Below are 16057 nucleotides of genomic sequence, written 5' to 3' on the forward strand. Positions count from 1 at the left end.
AAGTTCGCGTGAAGTGACGCGGATGACGGTGGCCAAAAGGCCCGGAGCACCGGGGAGAGCGCGCTATAATCCGTAAACCATTGCGTGGGGAATGCCGGGTGATTCCGGTGTGACCTGCTAACGCGTGTGCGCTCTACCACTGCTCATTGCACACGCGGCCATCGGGCGCATTGGCCGCCCGGCATTCCCTGCGCCCTTTGTTTAGAGGGCGGGAATAAATAGATACCTCGCGCAAAAAAAATCATGCGGCGAGAATGCGGAGCCGTGTCTCAACGTCATTGCGAGGAGCCCTTGCGACGAAGCAATCCATTCTTTCTTTTTGTTACGCGATGGATTGCTTCGCTTGCGCTCGCAATGACGATGCTGAGCGAGATCGCGAAGCCCTGCACGGTGCGCTCCCCTCCCTCCACGCGCCTCTTGCGCGCGGCGGGAGGGGAGAAGAAAAGCCGTCGCATCGCTCGCAACGACAATCGCCAAGACTCCTTCGCCGTTGAGAATTGAATCGTGAATTTGTGTTCGTATCCCGGACCTGCCGCGCCGCCGCGCGTGACCCTATTTCCGCAGCAGCACCACCACGAGCGCCAGCGCCAGCAGCGCGGCGATGGCTTGCCAAAAGCGCAGCGGATAGCGCTCATAGAGCGTCTGCGGCCGGGGAGCCGTATGCGGACCGCTCGCCGGGCCCGCCTCCATCTCGAAGGCGAATTCGGCCATGTCGCGGAAGCGTTCGGCGGGATCCCTGGCGACCGCGCGCGCGAGCGCGGCCTGCAGCCAGGCCGGCAGGTCCGGCCGCAACGCCGAGAGCGGCGCCGGGCGCTCGCGGCGCGGCGGGCTGGTGGCGTCAGGATTGCCGTAGGGGTATTCGCCGCTGTAGGCGCGAAACATCGTGACCCCGAGCGCATAGATGTCAGTCGCCTCGTTGCCGGCTTCGCCGTCGAACATTTCCGGCGCCATGTAGGCCGTGGTGCCCGGAATGTCCTCGGGCGGCGCATCTTCCAGCCCGGGAATCCGCACCACGCCGAAATCGATCAGCTTCAGCGATCCCGCGCGCTCGAGGATCACATTGTCGGGCTTGATGTCGCGATGGATGATGCCGGCGCGGTGCAATGCCGCGGCCGCCCGGGCCAGTTTGATGGCGATGTTGCGGCCTTCCTCCAGGCCGAGAGAAGGCCGGCGCGTCAGCCGGGTCTCCAGCAGCTCGCCCTGATAGAGCGGCATCACCGTATAGAGGCCGCTCTGCCGCTCCGGCGGCAACTCGATGACATGGCCGAGCCAGGGGCTCGACACCCTTGCGCCCACCCAGGCTTCGCGAACAAAAGCCTCGCGATATTTCTCCACGCTGGCGAGCTGCGGCTTTGGAAATTTCAGCGCCACCTCGCCGCCCTCGATCTCGTCCTCGGCGCCGAACAGCCGCGTATAGCGGCCGTCGGACAACAGCACCTTGAGCACGAAGCCGTCGATGGTCTCGCCGCCCTGCGGCAGCGGGAGCAGCGGCAGCTGCGCGATGGAAGCGCCGATCTCGGCCGATTGCGCCGTCTCGAGGCCGACGACATCCAGCACCAGTGCGGTGCAATTGTCGGAGGAGCCGGCATCGAGGGCGGCCGCCGCCAGCGCGCGCGCGGTATCCTCGGAGGAGACGCGCTCGCGCATGATCTCGGCGATGACCTCCTGCGTCAGCGTGCCATGGATGCCGTCGCTGCAGAGCAGGAAGCGGTCGTGCTGCGCCACCGGCTGGGTGGTGTAGTCGAGCCGCACCTCGGTCTCGACGCCGAGCGCCCGGGTCAGGATGTTGGAGCGGCCGTTGCCGCCCGGCCGCACGTGATCGGCGGTCAGAAGACTCAGCCGGTCGCGGGAAAAACGGTAGGCGCGGGTGTCGCCGACATGCAGCACATGCGCGGTGCGCCCGCGCAGCACCAGCGCGGTGAAGGTGCATCCCATGCCCGCAAGCTCGCGGTCGCGCGCGCCCTGCGAATGGATCCAGCCGTTCAGCGAATCCAGCACGATCGCGCCGGCGCGGCGCACCTCCATGGTCTCGGGCAGGTCGCAGAAACCGTCGAGGAAGCCGCGCACCGCGATCTCGGACGCCTGGCGGCCGCCCTTGGCGCTGCCGATGCCGTCGGCGACCGCCGCCACCACGTCGCGGCGCGGCTCCGGCAATTCGGGGCCGAATACGGCGCCGCCAAAATCCTCATTGCGCTTGCGCGGACCGGTCTCGGAGGCGAAGCCGACACTGACCTTGACGCCGGAAACCCGCTGAGCCATCGCCACCGTTCCAATTTCCGCAGCGTAATCTCGGCTTCAATTCTCCAGCTTGCAATGATGATAGAAGAAGGAGCCGCCGGTGCTCGAGGCGAGGATGCCCGTGAGCTTGCCGGATTTGCGGTCGAGCGTGTAGTTGCCGCCGTCGGCCGCATCCTTCCACGAAATCTGCGCGTCGCTGATGCGCGCCGGATTGGAATCCACCGTGGCCTTGTCGTAGTCGATCCTGATCTGCCAGTTGGCGCCGCTGGCGATGTTGGTGCAGGTGGTCGCGGCCACGCCTTGCGGCGTCTCGCCGCTCGAAGGGCCGATCATGATCGCGGCCAGCACGCCGCTCACCAATGCCAGCCTGGTCGGAATCCTTCTCAGCAAAGGCCACCCTCCATCCTGATTATTTTCTCATCATTTGCATAGATTTTAATCACAACGATATCCACAGCCTATGCAACTTCCCCGGAAAGTTAATGCCAGTCAACGCCTGCGCAACCCGGAGATGGCTGGCATAATCTTTGCGTTTTGGCGAATGCTGGTCTGTGCCACCCGGCGCACGGATTGGGGATTCGTTCACAACCTGATTGGGGAACGCTCATGGCACTCGTACCATCACCACAATGGTTAGATTCTGGCAACAATGCGTGGCAGCTCGCGGCTGCCACTTTCGTCGGCCTGCAAAGTATTCCGGGGCTGACAGTCCTCTACGGCGGCATCGTCAAGAAGAAATGGGCGATCAACTCCGCCTTCATGGCCTTCTACGCCTTCGCATCCGTGTTGGTCGTCTGGATCCTGTTCGACTACAACATGGCGTTCGGAGAACAATGGTTCCCATTCCTGGGTAAGCCAGGCTTGGCGACATCGGCCGCCTTCACCACGGGACAGGCGATCGTTCCGGCGGCGGCATCCGGCATGCCGCCGCTCACCTTCCCGATGGCGACATTGATCTTCTTCCAGTTCGTGTTCGCCGCGATCACCGTCATCATCCTGGCCGGTTCCGTGCTCGGCCGCATGAACTTCACCGCGTGGATGATCTTCTGCCCGGTATGGATGACGCTGGTCTACACGGTCGGCGCCTTCAGCCTGTGGGGCGGCGGCTGGCTCGCCGGCCTCGGGGTCGCCGACTTCTCCGGCGGCTATGTCATCCATCTGGCGGCCGGCACGTCGGGCTTCGTCGCGGCTGCCGTGATTGGCCCGCGGCTGCAGGCCGACCGTGACCACTTCCCGCCGAACAGCCTGTTGATGACGCTGGTCGGCGCCGGCATCCTGTGGCTCGGCTGGAACGGCTTCAACGGCGGCGATCCCTACTTCGCCAACGCCAATGCCGGTGCTGCCGTGCTCAACACCAACACCTGCACCGCGGTGGCGCTCTTGGTCTGGACGCTGATGGACAAGATGGCCTATGGCAAGCCGTCGGTGCTCGGCGCGGTCAACGGCATGATCGCCGGCCTCGTCGCCATCACGCCCGCCGCGGGTTATGTCGACGGTCTCGGCGCGATCGCGATCGGCGTGGTCGCCGGCATCATCCCGTGGCTTGCCATGAACAAGCTGCAGAAGACCCGCTTCATGATGAAGGTGGACGATACGCTCAGCGTGTTCTCGACCCATGGCGTCGCCGGCCTCACCGGCGGCCTCCTGACGGGCATCTTCGCCAATCCGGACATGCTGATGTATATCGGCACCGACAAGGAAGCGCCCGGCGTCAACGTCACCGGGCTGCTCTACGGCAACGCCGGCCAGCTCTTGCTGCAACTGGAAGGCGCTGCCTTCATCATCGTGTACAACGTGATCATGACCTTCATCATCCTCAAGGTGATCTCCTTCATCGTGCCGCTGCGCATGGATGAAGCGACCCTGAAGGTCGGCGACGACGCGGTGCACGGCGAAACCGCTTACGCGATCGGCACCGAGGGCGAGTAGTCGCCATCGGCCCTGCCCACCAACGGCTCCGGTGCACTGCACCGGAGCCATCGTCCGCCTTAACCAGACCTGAATTTTCCAGGTGCGGTCGTCTGCGACGGTGTTATGATCCCTGCCGGGGCGGTGGCGTATGGCGGGGCGTGGCTACAGTATATTCGACACGAGTATCGGCCGATGCGGTATCGCATGGGGCTATGCCGGCATCGTCGGCGTGCAGCTTCCCGAGGCTCGCGAGATCGAAACCCGCAAGCGGCTGTATCAGTTTTATCCCGACGCGCGCGAGATGCGTCCGCCGGCCGATATCGAACTGGCGATCGAAGGTATCGCAGCGCAGCTGCGTGGCGAGCCGGTCGATCTCTCCGATGTCTTGCTCGACATGAACGGCATTCACGCCTTCAACCAGCGGGTCTACCAGCTCACGCGGATGATCCCGCGCGGCGAAACCCGCACCTATGGCGAGATCGCCGCCAGCATGCGGGCGTCAGGCGCCGCGCACTCGGTGGCGCAGGCGATTTCAAAGAACCCGTTCATGATCATCGTGCCCTGCCACCGTGTGCTCGAGGCCGGCGGCTACACCGACAAGATCTCAGCCCATGGCGGGGCGATCTCCAAGCGCCGGCTGCTGTCGATCGAAGGCGCCCGCGGCGCGGTCTCTAGCAAGACCCTGTTCGATGTGCTGCTGCCGGTTGCCCCGCCGCGCCCGCAGGGCTAAATTTCCATCCATGACCCGAACCACCCTGCTGCAGCGCGGTTCCATCACCGTGTCCGACTTCCGGTGCAGCGCCGGACCGGACGACACCCCGTTCGCCGAGCAATACGCCAGCCATTCGATCTCCTATGTGCGCAAGGGCAGTTTCGGCTGCCGCTGCCGCGCCCGCTCCTTCGAGCTGGTGGCCGGCTCGATCCTGGTCGGCTACCCGGGCGACGAATTCACCTGCACCCACGACCATGGCTGCGGCGACGAATGCCTGTCGTTCTTCCTCAGCCCGGAAATCGTGGAGGCGATCGGCGACCGCACCGAGGCGTGGCGGATCGGCGCCGCGCCGCCGCTGCCGGAACTGATGGTACTAGGTGAATTGGCGCAGGCCGCAGCCGGTGGCCGCAGCGATATCGGGCTCGACGAAATCGGTGCGCTGTTCGCCAGCCGCTTCGTCGAGGTGGTGTCCGGCGAGATGCGCGCACCTGGCCCGGCCAAGGCGCGGGATCGCCGCCGCGCGGTGGAGACCGCCCTGTGGATCGATGAAAATTCGCATCGGGAGATCGACCTGGAACAGGCCGCGTCGCGAGCCGAACTCAGCCCGTTCCACTTCCTGCGGCTGTTCTCGGGCGTGCTCGGCGTCACCCCGCATCAATATCTGGTGCGCTCACGGCTGCGGCATGCGGCGCGGCTGCTGGCCGACGACGACCGGCCGATCACCGATGTCGCCTACGACGTCGGCTTCGCCGATCTCTCCAACTTCGTCCGCACCTTCCACCGCGCCGCCGGCGTCTCGCCGCGAAAGTTCCGCGCGGCCTCGCGGGGAAGCCGCAAGATTTTCCAAGAACGCCTCGCCCTGCACTGACTAGGGTCGTCTCCGAACCGGCGCGGTGAACGCGCCATTATTCGGAGAGCATCATGTACGACCACATCGGATTGAAAGTCAGGGACCTCGACGCCAGCGTCCGCTTCTACACTTCGGCATTGGCTCCGCTCGGCCATGTCCTGTGCTCGCGCGACGACAGCGGCGCGGGCTTTGGCCCCAAGGGCGAGCCGGCGCTATGGCTCTATCTGCACAAGGGCTTTTCCGGCGCCGGCGCCCACATCGCGTTCCGCGCACCCGACCACGCGGCGATCAAGAAATTTCACGCCACCGGCATCAAGGCCGGCGGCCGCGACAACGGCGCCGCCGGCCCGCGGGCCGATTACAGCCCGACCTATTTCGCCGCGTTCCTGATTGATCCCGACGGCAACAATGTCGAGGCGGTTTACACGTAGCTGTCGCCCATGCATTCCGCCGTCATCCTGAGGTGCGAGCCTCTTCGGCGAGCCTCGAAGGATGACTACAACAGGTGTCCGCGGCCCATCCTTCGAGGCGCGCAAGTCAGCGGCGCAATTGCGCCGCCGAGCGCACCTCAGGATGACGATTGAGCGTGTCGGAGGAGAAACCATGGCTTCCATCCACAAGGATATCCCGATCGACGCCCACCCGGACGACGTCTGGGCGGCGGTGCGCGATTTCGGCGCGCTGCATAAGCGGCTGGTGGCGGGCTTCGTGCGCGACACGCGTCTCGAAGGCGACGCCCGGATCGTGACTTTCGCCAATGGCACGGTGGCGCGCGAGTTGCTGGTCGATTGTGACGAGGTGCGGCGCCGGCTGGTCTATGCCGCGGTCAGCGAGCGGGTCAGGCAGCACAGCGCCTCGGTGCAAGTGGTCGCCGACGGCGATGGGCGCAGCCGCCTGATCTGGATCGTCGACGTCCTGCCGCATGAAATCGCGCCGTACATCGGCGCCCAGATGGATCAGGCGGCGCTGGCCATGCAGAAAACGCTGGGGAGGAGCGCGGCGGAGGTGCGCCGAGCGTGACCTAGCTCACAGTACTGGCGACTCGCTTTCGCTTAATTTGGCGAGGTGCGTCCGGTTTGCCCCGCTTCCCGCGGAGCTTGCGCACGCGAGGAGCAGAGCCATGACTGGAGCCGACAAGGTGGTGTGCCAGGCAGCCACGCTGCTGTTGCTGTTCACTCTCACGACCATGCCGGCCAAGGCCCAGCTCGCCGGTCTTGGCGGCGGAGGCGGCGGCGACATGATGACCCAGATGGCGCCGATGCTCGAAATGATGAAGGCCAAGATGGGCAAGCGCCGCTTCGCCATGCTGATGCAGACCATGGGGCCGATGATGAGCGGCATGATGGAAGGCGGCGGCGGTGGCGGTCTCGGCGGAATGATGGGCGGCGGCGGTCTCGGCGGGATGATTCCGGGCGGCCTTGGCGGTGGCGGCATCCCGGCTGGCTTCGGCGGCGGCGGCATCCCCGGCGGCTTTGGCGGCGGCGATATCATGGGCATGCTGGGCGGCGGAGGCGGAGGCGGCGACATCATGGGCATGATCGGGCCGATGATGCGGATGGCCAATTTCGGCGGAGGCGGCCACCGGCGTCATCACCGCCGATGATCGGCTGACGCCTCTCGCGCTATTCGCCGATGCCCGACAGCGCCGGGCGAATGTCGGCGACCATTTCGCGCTTCGGTCCCCATCGGGTCAGGATCACGCTCGAGCATGACAACGTGCCGAGCACCACCATCGAGGCCGCGGCGAGCGAGAAGAAATTCGCGGCCGTCGCGTCATGGGTCGACAGCCACCAGCCGCCGAGCCCGATAAACAGCAGCCGCGCGCTTTGCGCCAGCACCGGGCCTACGACCTTGGCCGCGCCCTGCGACGAAAAATACATCGAACTTGCCAACCCGATGAAGGCGTACATCGGCGCTGCCGTCGACAGATATTGCTGGCTCGCGGCGCGCACGGCCGGATCGTGGGTGAAGATGTTGACCCAGAGGTCCGGGAAGACCGAAATGAAGCTGCCGATCAGGCCGACTGAAATAAATGAGAGCAGGCCGGCGGTCCAGGCGATCCGCCGCGCACGCGCAATGCGTTCCGCGCCGATCGCCATGCCGATCATCGGCACCGAGGCGATCCCGACCGCGAAGGAAACCGACGTCAGCATGAATTCGAGCCGCGCCCCGATGCCGTAGCCGGCCAGCACCTCCGTGCCGAAACTGGCCAGCATGTGGGTGAAGATGCTGATCGTGAGCACCGACTGCAGCGGCGAGAAGCACGAGACCAAACCGACCTTGAGGATATCGACGAACATCGCGCGGCGGACGCGAAGCCCGCGGATCCTGGGAACGACGCGCGCCCGTCCCGAGAACAGGTACCAGCCCATCACGGAGATGCTGATCGAATAGGCGATCAGCGAACCCGAGGCGACGCCGCGCATGCCGAATTGCGGGATCGGCCCGAGGCCGAGGCCAAGCGTGCCGCCGAGAATGATCTGGCAGACGGCGGAGGACAGGATCATCAGCGACGGCAATTTCATGTTGCCGGTGCCACGCAGCACGCCGGCCATCGAATTCATCAGCCAGGGCAGCACCGCGCCGCCGAAGAAGATCTGCGCGTAGCCGATCGCGTTGGCCAGCACATTGCCGCGGCCGCCGAGCAATTTCAGCAGCGACGGCCCGAACACCATCATGCCCAGCATGAAGGTCAGCCCGAAGCAGATCGCGATCAGAAGCGCATGCGCGGCCAGCGCCGATGCCCGCTCCTTGTCGCCGGCGCCGAGCGCGCGTGCCACCGCCGACGCCACGCCGCCGCCCATCGCCCCGCCGGACATCGTCATGGTCAGGATCACCAGCGGAAATACCAGCGCCATCGCCGCCAGCGACTCGACGCCGAGCCGGCCGATATAGGAGGTCTCGGCGATCACCACGCAGGTGCCGGCCGAGAGCGCAATGACGTTCGGCCACGCGAGCCACAATAGCGTGCGCATGATCGGCCCGTCGAGCAGCGCATTTTTTGCGCGCGGTTCCGGCGGCGGAAGCGGGCGCTCCTCCTCGTCGACGGGAATTTCGGCAACCGCAATATCGGGCAACGCTTGCTCCCTGGCACGATCTGCTGGTCGTGCCCGGCCGCTTGGTAGCACGATCGAGCGCGATTCCATGTGCGCCGGGCGCATGGGCCGCCTGCGCAATCGACTCGCCACCGGCATGCCGTGGGACGGAAAGTCCGATCAGCCGATCGACCACACGAATGGCGGCCCGCCGCCGGCCGCCGCTCTCATGGTGACGGGGATATTGCGGCCGCAACCGGCGGCCAGGCCTTCGAACAAGCCTGTCAGGACTTTCGCGCAGGCCGGGTGATAATCGGCGACATCGGCCATCAGCTTCCAGGTGTGCTGCAGGAGCTCATATACGGTGTCGTCTTCGCCGATATCGACAACATCATCCTGCGCTTCAAATAGCGCGCGCAGGAACTCATCGAACTCCTTTGCGCCCCCGTTGCCCATGCCGAAGGCATGTGCGATCTCGTCGAAATACTGCATGCCGATCAGCTTGCCGGTAAGGTGCAGCAGATAGCCGGCATCTTCGGGGCCGAACAGCTGCACCATCACGGGAGCGGTGGTGCGCACATATTCCATCGCATAGTTGCGATAGGCTTTCTCCAGCCGCAGCTTCGGCCAACTCGCCACCGGCAGCGCCGGCGCCATCGCGGCATCGAACATCGGCGCCTCGAGATGGCGCGCGAACACCAGGCGCTGGTCGAGCTCGAGCGGGTGGTCGTATTCGCAGTAATAGCCTTCCAGTCCGTCCTGGCCGTCGACGCTCTGCTTGGTGCAGACGAAGCCGAGATTGAGTTTGCCGAGCGCGACCCCGTTATTGGCGTGCCAGCCCCGTAGCATCGCGCGCGACACCTCGCCGGGCACGCCGCAGATCGCAGTCCCCCGCCAGATCCAGCGCGGCGGCGGATAGCGGATCCAGGCCTTGCGGTCGGTCTCGTACATGTATTCGACATGGACGCCGCCGATCCAGTTGGAGAGATAGTGGTATTGCGCCGCCGCCACCGCCGGCGGCAGATGCTTCAGGCCGAGCTTCTCCAGGCCCGGCAGGAAGCGTTCCTGCTGCTGGCGGCGAAACACCCGGAACACGAATTCGGCGGCATCGGCCGTGCCGCGCCGAGTCACCACCGACAGAATGAGGCCGGTGAAATAGGCATGATAGAGATCGGCGACGCTGCGCCATCGCAGCCATTGCGCCTGGCTTGCGCTGTCCGATGCTCCGCTCATGTTTTCTCCTGGATCGATTCTTCGCTGGCGGCGCGCACAGTTTGCTGATCGTTGTGGCAAACGGCAACCCACCTCATTCAGCCGCAGCCTGTGCGATTGGGTCGCCGGGCCACCGATCCAGCAACAGGGCGAGCTGCTTTGACGCCTCGCGCTCGGCGGCCTGTTTCACGTGACCGAAGCCCCTGACCGTCAGCGGCAGAAGGGCAATTTCGACCGCGAGCGCGTGGTTCTGCCGGCTGAGTTCGGGAATGATGCGCGATCCCATCAGCTTCGCGTAGTTATCGATCATCGCACGCTCCATTCGCCGCTCGGACGAATATCCGAATGGGTCGAACGGAGTCCCCCGCAGGAATTTCAATCGGGCGAGAACCTTGAAGACCGGAATGATCCAGGCCCCCAGACTGATCTTGCGGGGATGGCCAGTAACAGGATCGCGCCGCGCGAACAGCGGCGGCGCCAGGTGGAACGCGAAGCTGCCGCCGGTATAGGACTGACGGAGCTGCTCGAGAAATCCGGTTTCCGCATGCAGGCGCGCGACCTCGTATTCATCCTTGTAGGCGAGGAGTTTGTGGAAGCTCCGAGCCACGGCCTCGGCGAGAGCCGTCGAGCCGGGAATGACACGCTGCTCGGCGCTCGCCGCATCCTCGACCAGCGCGCGAAACCGCTGCGCCAACGCCTGGTCTTGGTAGCGCACGAGTTCGGCCGTGCGACGCTCGACGATATCGTCGAGGGCTACCGCCCCCCGAGGCACCGGCTTCAGCGCTTCCGCGCTGAGATCACCGTTCGCAATTGCCCTGCCCCAGGCAAACGCCGCCTTGTTCATCGCGACCGCGGCGCCGTTCAATTCAATCGCGCGCAGGATCGAGCCTTCGGTGACCGGCACGCGACCTCTCTGCCAGGCGATCCCAAGCGCCATCATGTTGGCGCCGACCGCATCGCCGAGAATGTTGGTGGCGAGCGCTGTGATATCCACAAACGTCGGCTCGCAGCGCTTCTCGATCCGGCGCTTCATCAGCGCATCCGGAAATACGGCGTCGGGGCTCGCGGTGAACTCGCCCGTCATCACGATGTGATCGTTGACGATGGCGCCCGCGCCTTCGCCGAGCAACGGCAGCACCTCGGGACTCGACGCGACGACAAGGTCGCAGCCGATCAGCGTATCGGCTTCACCGGGCACGAAGCGCACCGGGCCGAGCAGGCCGGGGTCTTGCACGATCCGGATGTGGGTCGTCACCTCGCCGCCCTTTTGCGCAAGGCCGATCTGGTCCATCACCGAGACGCCCCTGCCATCGAGATGCGCGGCCATGCCGAGGACGGCCCCGACCGTGACGATCCCGGTGCCGCCGATCCCGCCAACCAGCAGATTTGCGGGGTGCGCAAAATCGATGTCGGGTGTAGGCGCCTCAGGCGCTGCAGCGTTGGTCGTCGCGGGCTGTATCGGAATCCCGTCCTCGATGGTGACAAAGCTCGGGCAGAATCCATCGATGCAGGTTGCATCCTGATTGCAGCTCGTCTGGTCGACCGCGCGCTTGCGGCCAAATTCGGTTTCCAGCGGGACGATCGAGACGCAGTTCGACTTGCGCCCGCAGTCGCCGCATCCCTCGCACACCGCCTCGTTGATCACGATGCGCCTTCCGGCGTCGGCCAATTGACCACGCTTGCGGCGGCGGCGTTTTTCCGCGGCGCAGACCTGGTCGTAGATCAGGACGGAGACGCCCTTGGTCTCGCGCAATGCGCGCTGAGCGGATTCCAGGCGATCGCGCGGATCGATGGTCACACCCGGGGGCATGATCTCCCCGCGATGGCGCCCGGGCTCCTCCGCGACGATGCGAATCTCGCGGACGCCTTCGGCGGCCAACTGGCGCGCGATCTGGGCGACGCTGAAACCGCCTTCCGCCGCCTGGCCGCCGGTCATCGCCACCGCGTCGTTATAGAGGATCTTGTAGGTGATGGTGACGCCGGCCGCGATCGCGGCGCGAATCGCGAGCAGGCCCGAATGCGCGTAGGTGCCGTCGCCGAGATTGACGAAGACATGCTTGGTGTCCGTGAACGGCGCCTGCCCGATCCAGCTGGCGCCTTCGCCGCCCATCTGGGTGAAGGTCATGGTGTCGCGGTCCATCCACTGCGCCATGTAGTGGCAGCCGATGCCGGCCAGCGCCCGGCTGCCTTCGGGCACCACGGTGGAGCGGTTATGCGGGCAGCCCGAGCAGAAATAGGGCAGCCGCTTGGCGAGCGCAGGTTCGGCATCTTGCGCTGCCCCGCCAAGAGCCGCGACGCGCGGCGTCAGCCGCTCGCCGAGCCCGAGTTTGATCAGCCGCCCCCCGATGATCTTTGCCAGATGATCGGCGGTGAAGGCGGCGCGCGGCGACAGCAGCGGCTTGCCGTGCTCGTCGATCTTGCCGGCCAGGGCCGTCCTTCGGCCTGCATCGATCGTCAGCAGGATGCGCGCCACCTGATCCTCGACCAATGGCCGCTTCTCCTCGACCACCAGGATTTCGCCGGCTCCCGCGCAACGCTCGCGAACGAAGTCCGCATCGAGCGGCCAGGGCATGCCGATCGCACACAATCCGATCCCGAGTGGATCGAGTTCGTCGAGGCCGATACCCAGGATTGCCAGCGCCTGAACGACGTCGAGGCGCGATTTTCCGACCGCCAGGATCATCAGGCGGCGGCGGTCGAAGCCGGGATCGGCGATGGCGCGGTTCACTCCGTTGGCCCGGCCGAAGGCGATGGCCGCCGGCAGCCGAATGTCGAACAGCCGATGCTCCTGTTCGAGCGGACTGTCGGGCCAACGGATCGATACGTCGGCCGGCGCATCGGCCGGCCGGATGATCGCCGGCGTGACGCGCGCGAGATCGACCGTCGTCGACGAGTCCATGGTATCGGCCAGCGCCTTCATGCCGACCCAGAGCCCGGTCGCGCGCGACATCGCCCAGCCGATCATGCCGAAGCGCAGCACCTCGGCGATGTCGGCGGGATGCAGCACCGGGATCGACGCATCGAGGAACGCATAGTCTGACTGCGAGGGCAGGCTGGCGGATTTGCAGGCATGATCGTCGCCGGCGATCGCCAGCACGCCACCGAGCGCTGCCGTGCCGGCGGCATTGGCATGCTTGAGGGCATCGCCCGAACGGTCGACGCCGGGGCTCTTGGCGTACCAGATCGCGAATACGCCGTCGCGGGTTGCGGCTTCCGACAATCCGATCTGCTGGGTGCCCCACACACTGGTCGCGGCCAGATCCTCGTTGAGGCCGGGCTGGAAGACGATGTCGTCGTTGTCGAGATGCCGCTTGGCCGCCCACAATTCGCGATCGTAGGTCCCAAGCGGCGAACCGCGGTAGCCCGACACGAAGCCTGCGGTCTTCAATCCCGCCGCGCGGTCGGCGCGCCGCTGCATCATCGGCAGCCGCACCAGCGCCTGCACGCCGGTCAGGTAGATGCGGCCCTGATCGGCGATATATTTGTCGTCGAGCGAAGCGTGCGCGCCTGTCGTGGCATCCATGGCCGCTGATCCCTAGAGCCGCTTGGCGACCTCTTCGAGCATCACCTCGCTGGCGCCGCCGCCGATCGACTGCACGCGGGCGTCGCGCGCCATCCGCTCGATGGTGCTCTCGCGCATGAAGCCCATACCGCCATGAAACTGCACGCAGTCGTACATCACCGCATTGACCAGTTCGCCGCAATAGGCCTTCACCATGGAAACCTCGCGGGTGACGTCGTGGCCCTGGGCATCGCGCCAGGCGGTCGAATAGACCAGTTGGCGCCCCGCTTCGACCTCGGCCGCGCGCATCGAAAGCCGCTGCCGGATCGTCTGCTTGTCCCACAGCGGCGCGCCGAAGGCTTTGCGCGTCTTCAGATAGGCGATGGTAAGCTCAAGCGCGGCCTGCGCCTCGCCCATCGCCATGGCGCCGATCACGGTCCGCTCGTTCTGGAAATTGCGCATGATCGCGTAGAAACCGCTGCCCTCTTCGCCCAGAACCGCATCGTGAGGGATGAGGCAATCCTCGAACACCAGTTCTGCCGTATCGGACGAGCGCCAGCCGTGCTTGTCGAGCGCGCGCGCCACCCGAAATCCCGGCGTGCCCTTCTCGACCAGGAACATCGTCACCGCCTTGCTGCCGCTGTCGATCCTGCCGGTCTTGGCGGCGACGCAATAGAGGTCGGCGTGAACGCCGTTGGTGATGAACATCTTCGCACCATTGAGGACATAGCCGCCGCTGGCCGGCCGCGCCGTGGTGCGAATGCCCTTGACGTCGGAGCCGGCGTCCGGCTCGGTGACTGCGACCGCGCAGATGGCCTCGCCGGCGATGATCTTGCCCATCCACTTCGACTTCTGCGCTTCAGAACCCGAATTGAAGATGTGCACGGACGCCATGTCGGTGTGAACGAGAGCTGTGATCGCAACTCCCGAGTAGGTCGAGCGTCCCAATTCCTCGGCGAGCACGACGCTGCCGAGCGTATCCATCGCCGATCCGCCATAACTTTCCGGATAGCGAATGCCGAAGAAGCCGAGAGCGCCCATCCGCCGCAACACCTCGCGCGGAACGAAGCCTTGCGCTTCCCAGGCGTCGCCATGCGGCTTGATCTCTTCTTCGACGAAGCGGCGGACCTGGTCGCGCAGCATCTCGTGTTCTTCGGTGAAGAACGGGGAGCGGTGGTCCGTGCCGGGAAAATGGCTTGTCGATCGCGTCGTCAGCTCTGCCATCGGATATCCTTGTCGACCATCCGCTCTTGTCGCGGCGTCTGGCTCTTCGTCCATTCGACCTGACCCACGTTAGGTGGAACGCACGGGAAGTCAATTTCGGGATTCCGAGGCCTGATGCCGCTGTCCTGCATGGCGTTGCTTGCGAACATCGCTTCCGCCGCGGCTGAGAATTCAGGCGCGGAAATGCTTAGACAGCTTCAGCCCCTGCGCCTGATAGTTCGAGCCGATGCGCTGGCCGTACATGGCGCCGGGCCGCGCCAGCATTTTCTCGTAGACGAGGCGGCCCACGATCTGGCCGTGCTCGAGGATGAACGGCACTTCGCGCGAGCGCACTTCCAGCACCGCGCGCGATCCCTGGCCGCCGGCGCCGGCATAGCCGAAGCCGGGATCGAAGAAGCCGGCGTAATGCACGCGGAACTCGCCGACCAGAGGATCGAACGGCACCATTTCGGCGGCGTAATCCGGCGGCACCTGCACGGCCTCCTTCGAGGCCAGGATATAGAATTCGCCGGGATCGAGAATGAGACTGCCATCGGGCCGTGCCGCGATGGCTTCCCAGAATTCGTCGACCGCATAGCCGCCGCGGCGGTCGATATCGATCACGCCGGTGTGGCGTTTGGCGCGATAACCGACGAAGCCACTGGCGTTGTCGCCGGAAAGGTCGACGCTGAGCGCCACGCCGTTGACGAGATCGGCGTCGTCGGCATCAACCAGCCGTTCCAGGTCGTGCAGCGCATCGAGTTCATCGGCGCTGAGGATGGCGTCGCCGGTGCGGAAGCGCACCTGGGACAGCCGCGAGCCCTCGCGCAGCAGTACCGGAAACGTTTTCGGGCTGATCTCGGCATAGAGCGGGCCGTGATAGCCGGCGCCGATCATGTCAAACCGCCGCGTGCCATCAGCGATCACGCGCGTGAACACGTCGAGACGCCCCGTCGAGCTCTTCGGATTGGCGGCAGCGACGATTTCCGGCGGCAGTGCCAGCGACTCCAACAGCGGCACGATATAGACGCAGTTGGTTTCCAGCACCGCGCCGTCGGTAAGATCGATTTCGTGCAGCTTCAATTCGTCGATGCGCTCGGCCACCGTCGCGCCCGGCCCCGGCAGAAAACTCGCGCGCACCCGGTAGGCGATGTCGCCGAGACGCAGATCGAGGCTGGCCGGCTGGATCTGGCTTTCGACGAACGGATAGGCCGGCAGGATCAGGCCGGCATCGGCCATCGCCGCGATCATGCGGTCGGGCAGGATGCCATTGGCGCCGGGTTGAAGCGTGAACGACAATTTGGGGGTCCCCAGGATGACTCCATTTCCGCCATCCAGACGCTGAAAATACGGACTTTTACCGGTTATCCGATGGCCGCCTTGACGGATAGGGC

Annotated in this window: 13 protein-coding genes; 6 read left to right on the top strand and 7 right to left on the bottom strand. The window is 65.5% G+C overall.

The window, feature by feature from the left end:
* Nucleotides 1–552: 552 nt before the first annotated feature.
* Nucleotides 553–2259 (bottom strand): protein kinase domain-containing protein, encoded by a 1707-nt coding sequence (locus tag VK804_RS20975; RefSeq protein ID WP_325373781.1) that lies wholly within the window; start codon nt 2257–2259, stop codon nt 553–555.
* A gap of 36 nt (nt 2260–2295) precedes the next feature.
* A complete protein-coding gene (locus tag VK804_RS20980) occupies nt 2296–2628 on the bottom strand; it encodes a hypothetical protein (RefSeq protein ID WP_325373783.1) in 333 nt (110 codons plus the stop codon).
* Nucleotides 2629–2844: 216 nt separating this feature from the next.
* Between VK804_RS20980 and VK804_RS20985 the strand changes: the two genes are divergently transcribed.
* From VK804_RS20985 to VK804_RS21010, 6 genes are all read left to right on the top strand, one after another.
* Nucleotides 2845–4167 (top strand): ammonium transporter, encoded by a 1323-nt coding sequence (locus tag VK804_RS20985; RefSeq protein WP_325373785.1) that lies wholly within the window; start codon nt 2845–2847, stop codon nt 4165–4167.
* 130 nt (nt 4168–4297) lie between these two features.
* Complete coding sequence (locus VK804_RS20990; RefSeq protein ID WP_325373787.1) at nt 4298–4879, top strand: methylated-DNA--[protein]-cysteine S-methyltransferase; 582 nt, start codon at nt 4298–4300, stop codon at nt 4877–4879.
* A 10-nt stretch (nt 4880–4889) separates the two neighbouring features.
* Nucleotides 4890–5729 (top strand): AraC family transcriptional regulator, encoded by an 840-nt coding sequence (locus VK804_RS20995; protein ID WP_325373788.1) that lies wholly within the window; start codon nt 4890–4892, stop codon nt 5727–5729.
* 53 nt (nt 5730–5782) lie between these two features.
* Nucleotides 5783–6142, top strand: coding sequence for a VOC family protein (locus VK804_RS21000; protein WP_325373790.1), 360 nt, complete (start codon nt 5783–5785; stop codon nt 6140–6142).
* 172 nt (nt 6143–6314) lie between these two features.
* Complete coding sequence (locus tag VK804_RS21005; protein ID WP_325373792.1) at nt 6315–6731, top strand: SRPBCC family protein; 417 nt, start codon at nt 6315–6317, stop codon at nt 6729–6731.
* A gap of 100 nt (nt 6732–6831) precedes the next feature.
* Entirely contained in the window at nt 6832–7314 is a 483-nt protein-coding gene (locus VK804_RS21010) for a hypothetical protein (protein ID WP_325373793.1), read from the top strand.
* Nucleotides 7315–7333: 19 nt separating this feature from the next.
* On the opposite strand, the gene VK804_RS21015 is transcribed toward VK804_RS21010, so the two are convergent.
* The 5 genes from VK804_RS21015 to VK804_RS21035 all read right to left on the bottom strand — a co-directional run bounded on the left by VK804_RS21015 (nt 7334) and on the right by VK804_RS21035 (nt 15962).
* Nucleotides 7334–8788 carry an MATE family efflux transporter gene (locus VK804_RS21015; protein ID WP_325373795.1) on the bottom strand — a complete coding sequence of 485 codons (1455 nt, stop codon included), beginning with the start codon at nt 8786–8788 and terminating at the stop codon, nt 7334–7336.
* A gap of 138 nt (nt 8789–8926) precedes the next feature.
* Complete coding sequence (locus VK804_RS21020) at nt 8927–9979, bottom strand: hypothetical protein (RefSeq protein ID WP_325373796.1); 1053 nt, start codon at nt 9977–9979, stop codon at nt 8927–8929.
* A 73-nt stretch (nt 9980–10052) separates the two neighbouring features.
* On the bottom strand, nt 10053–13481 hold the full coding sequence (locus VK804_RS21025; protein ID WP_325373798.1) for an indolepyruvate ferredoxin oxidoreductase family protein: 3429 nt from the start codon (nt 13479–13481) through the stop codon (nt 10053–10055).
* Nucleotides 13482–13493: 12 nt separating this feature from the next.
* Nucleotides 13494–14684 carry an acyl-CoA dehydrogenase family protein gene (locus VK804_RS21030; protein ID WP_325373799.1) on the bottom strand — a complete coding sequence of 397 codons (1191 nt, stop codon included), beginning with the start codon at nt 14682–14684 and terminating at the stop codon, nt 13494–13496.
* A gap of 171 nt (nt 14685–14855) precedes the next feature.
* Nucleotides 14856–15962, bottom strand: a complete 1107-nt coding sequence (locus VK804_RS21035; protein ID WP_325373801.1) for a 2'-deoxycytidine 5'-triphosphate deaminase — start codon at nt 15960–15962, stop codon at nt 14856–14858.
* Nucleotides 15963–16057: the final 95 nt, after the last annotated feature.

This window comes from Bradyrhizobium sp. (assembly GCF_035484855.1).
GTDB lineage: Bacteria > Pseudomonadota > Alphaproteobacteria > Rhizobiales > Xanthobacteraceae > Bradyrhizobium.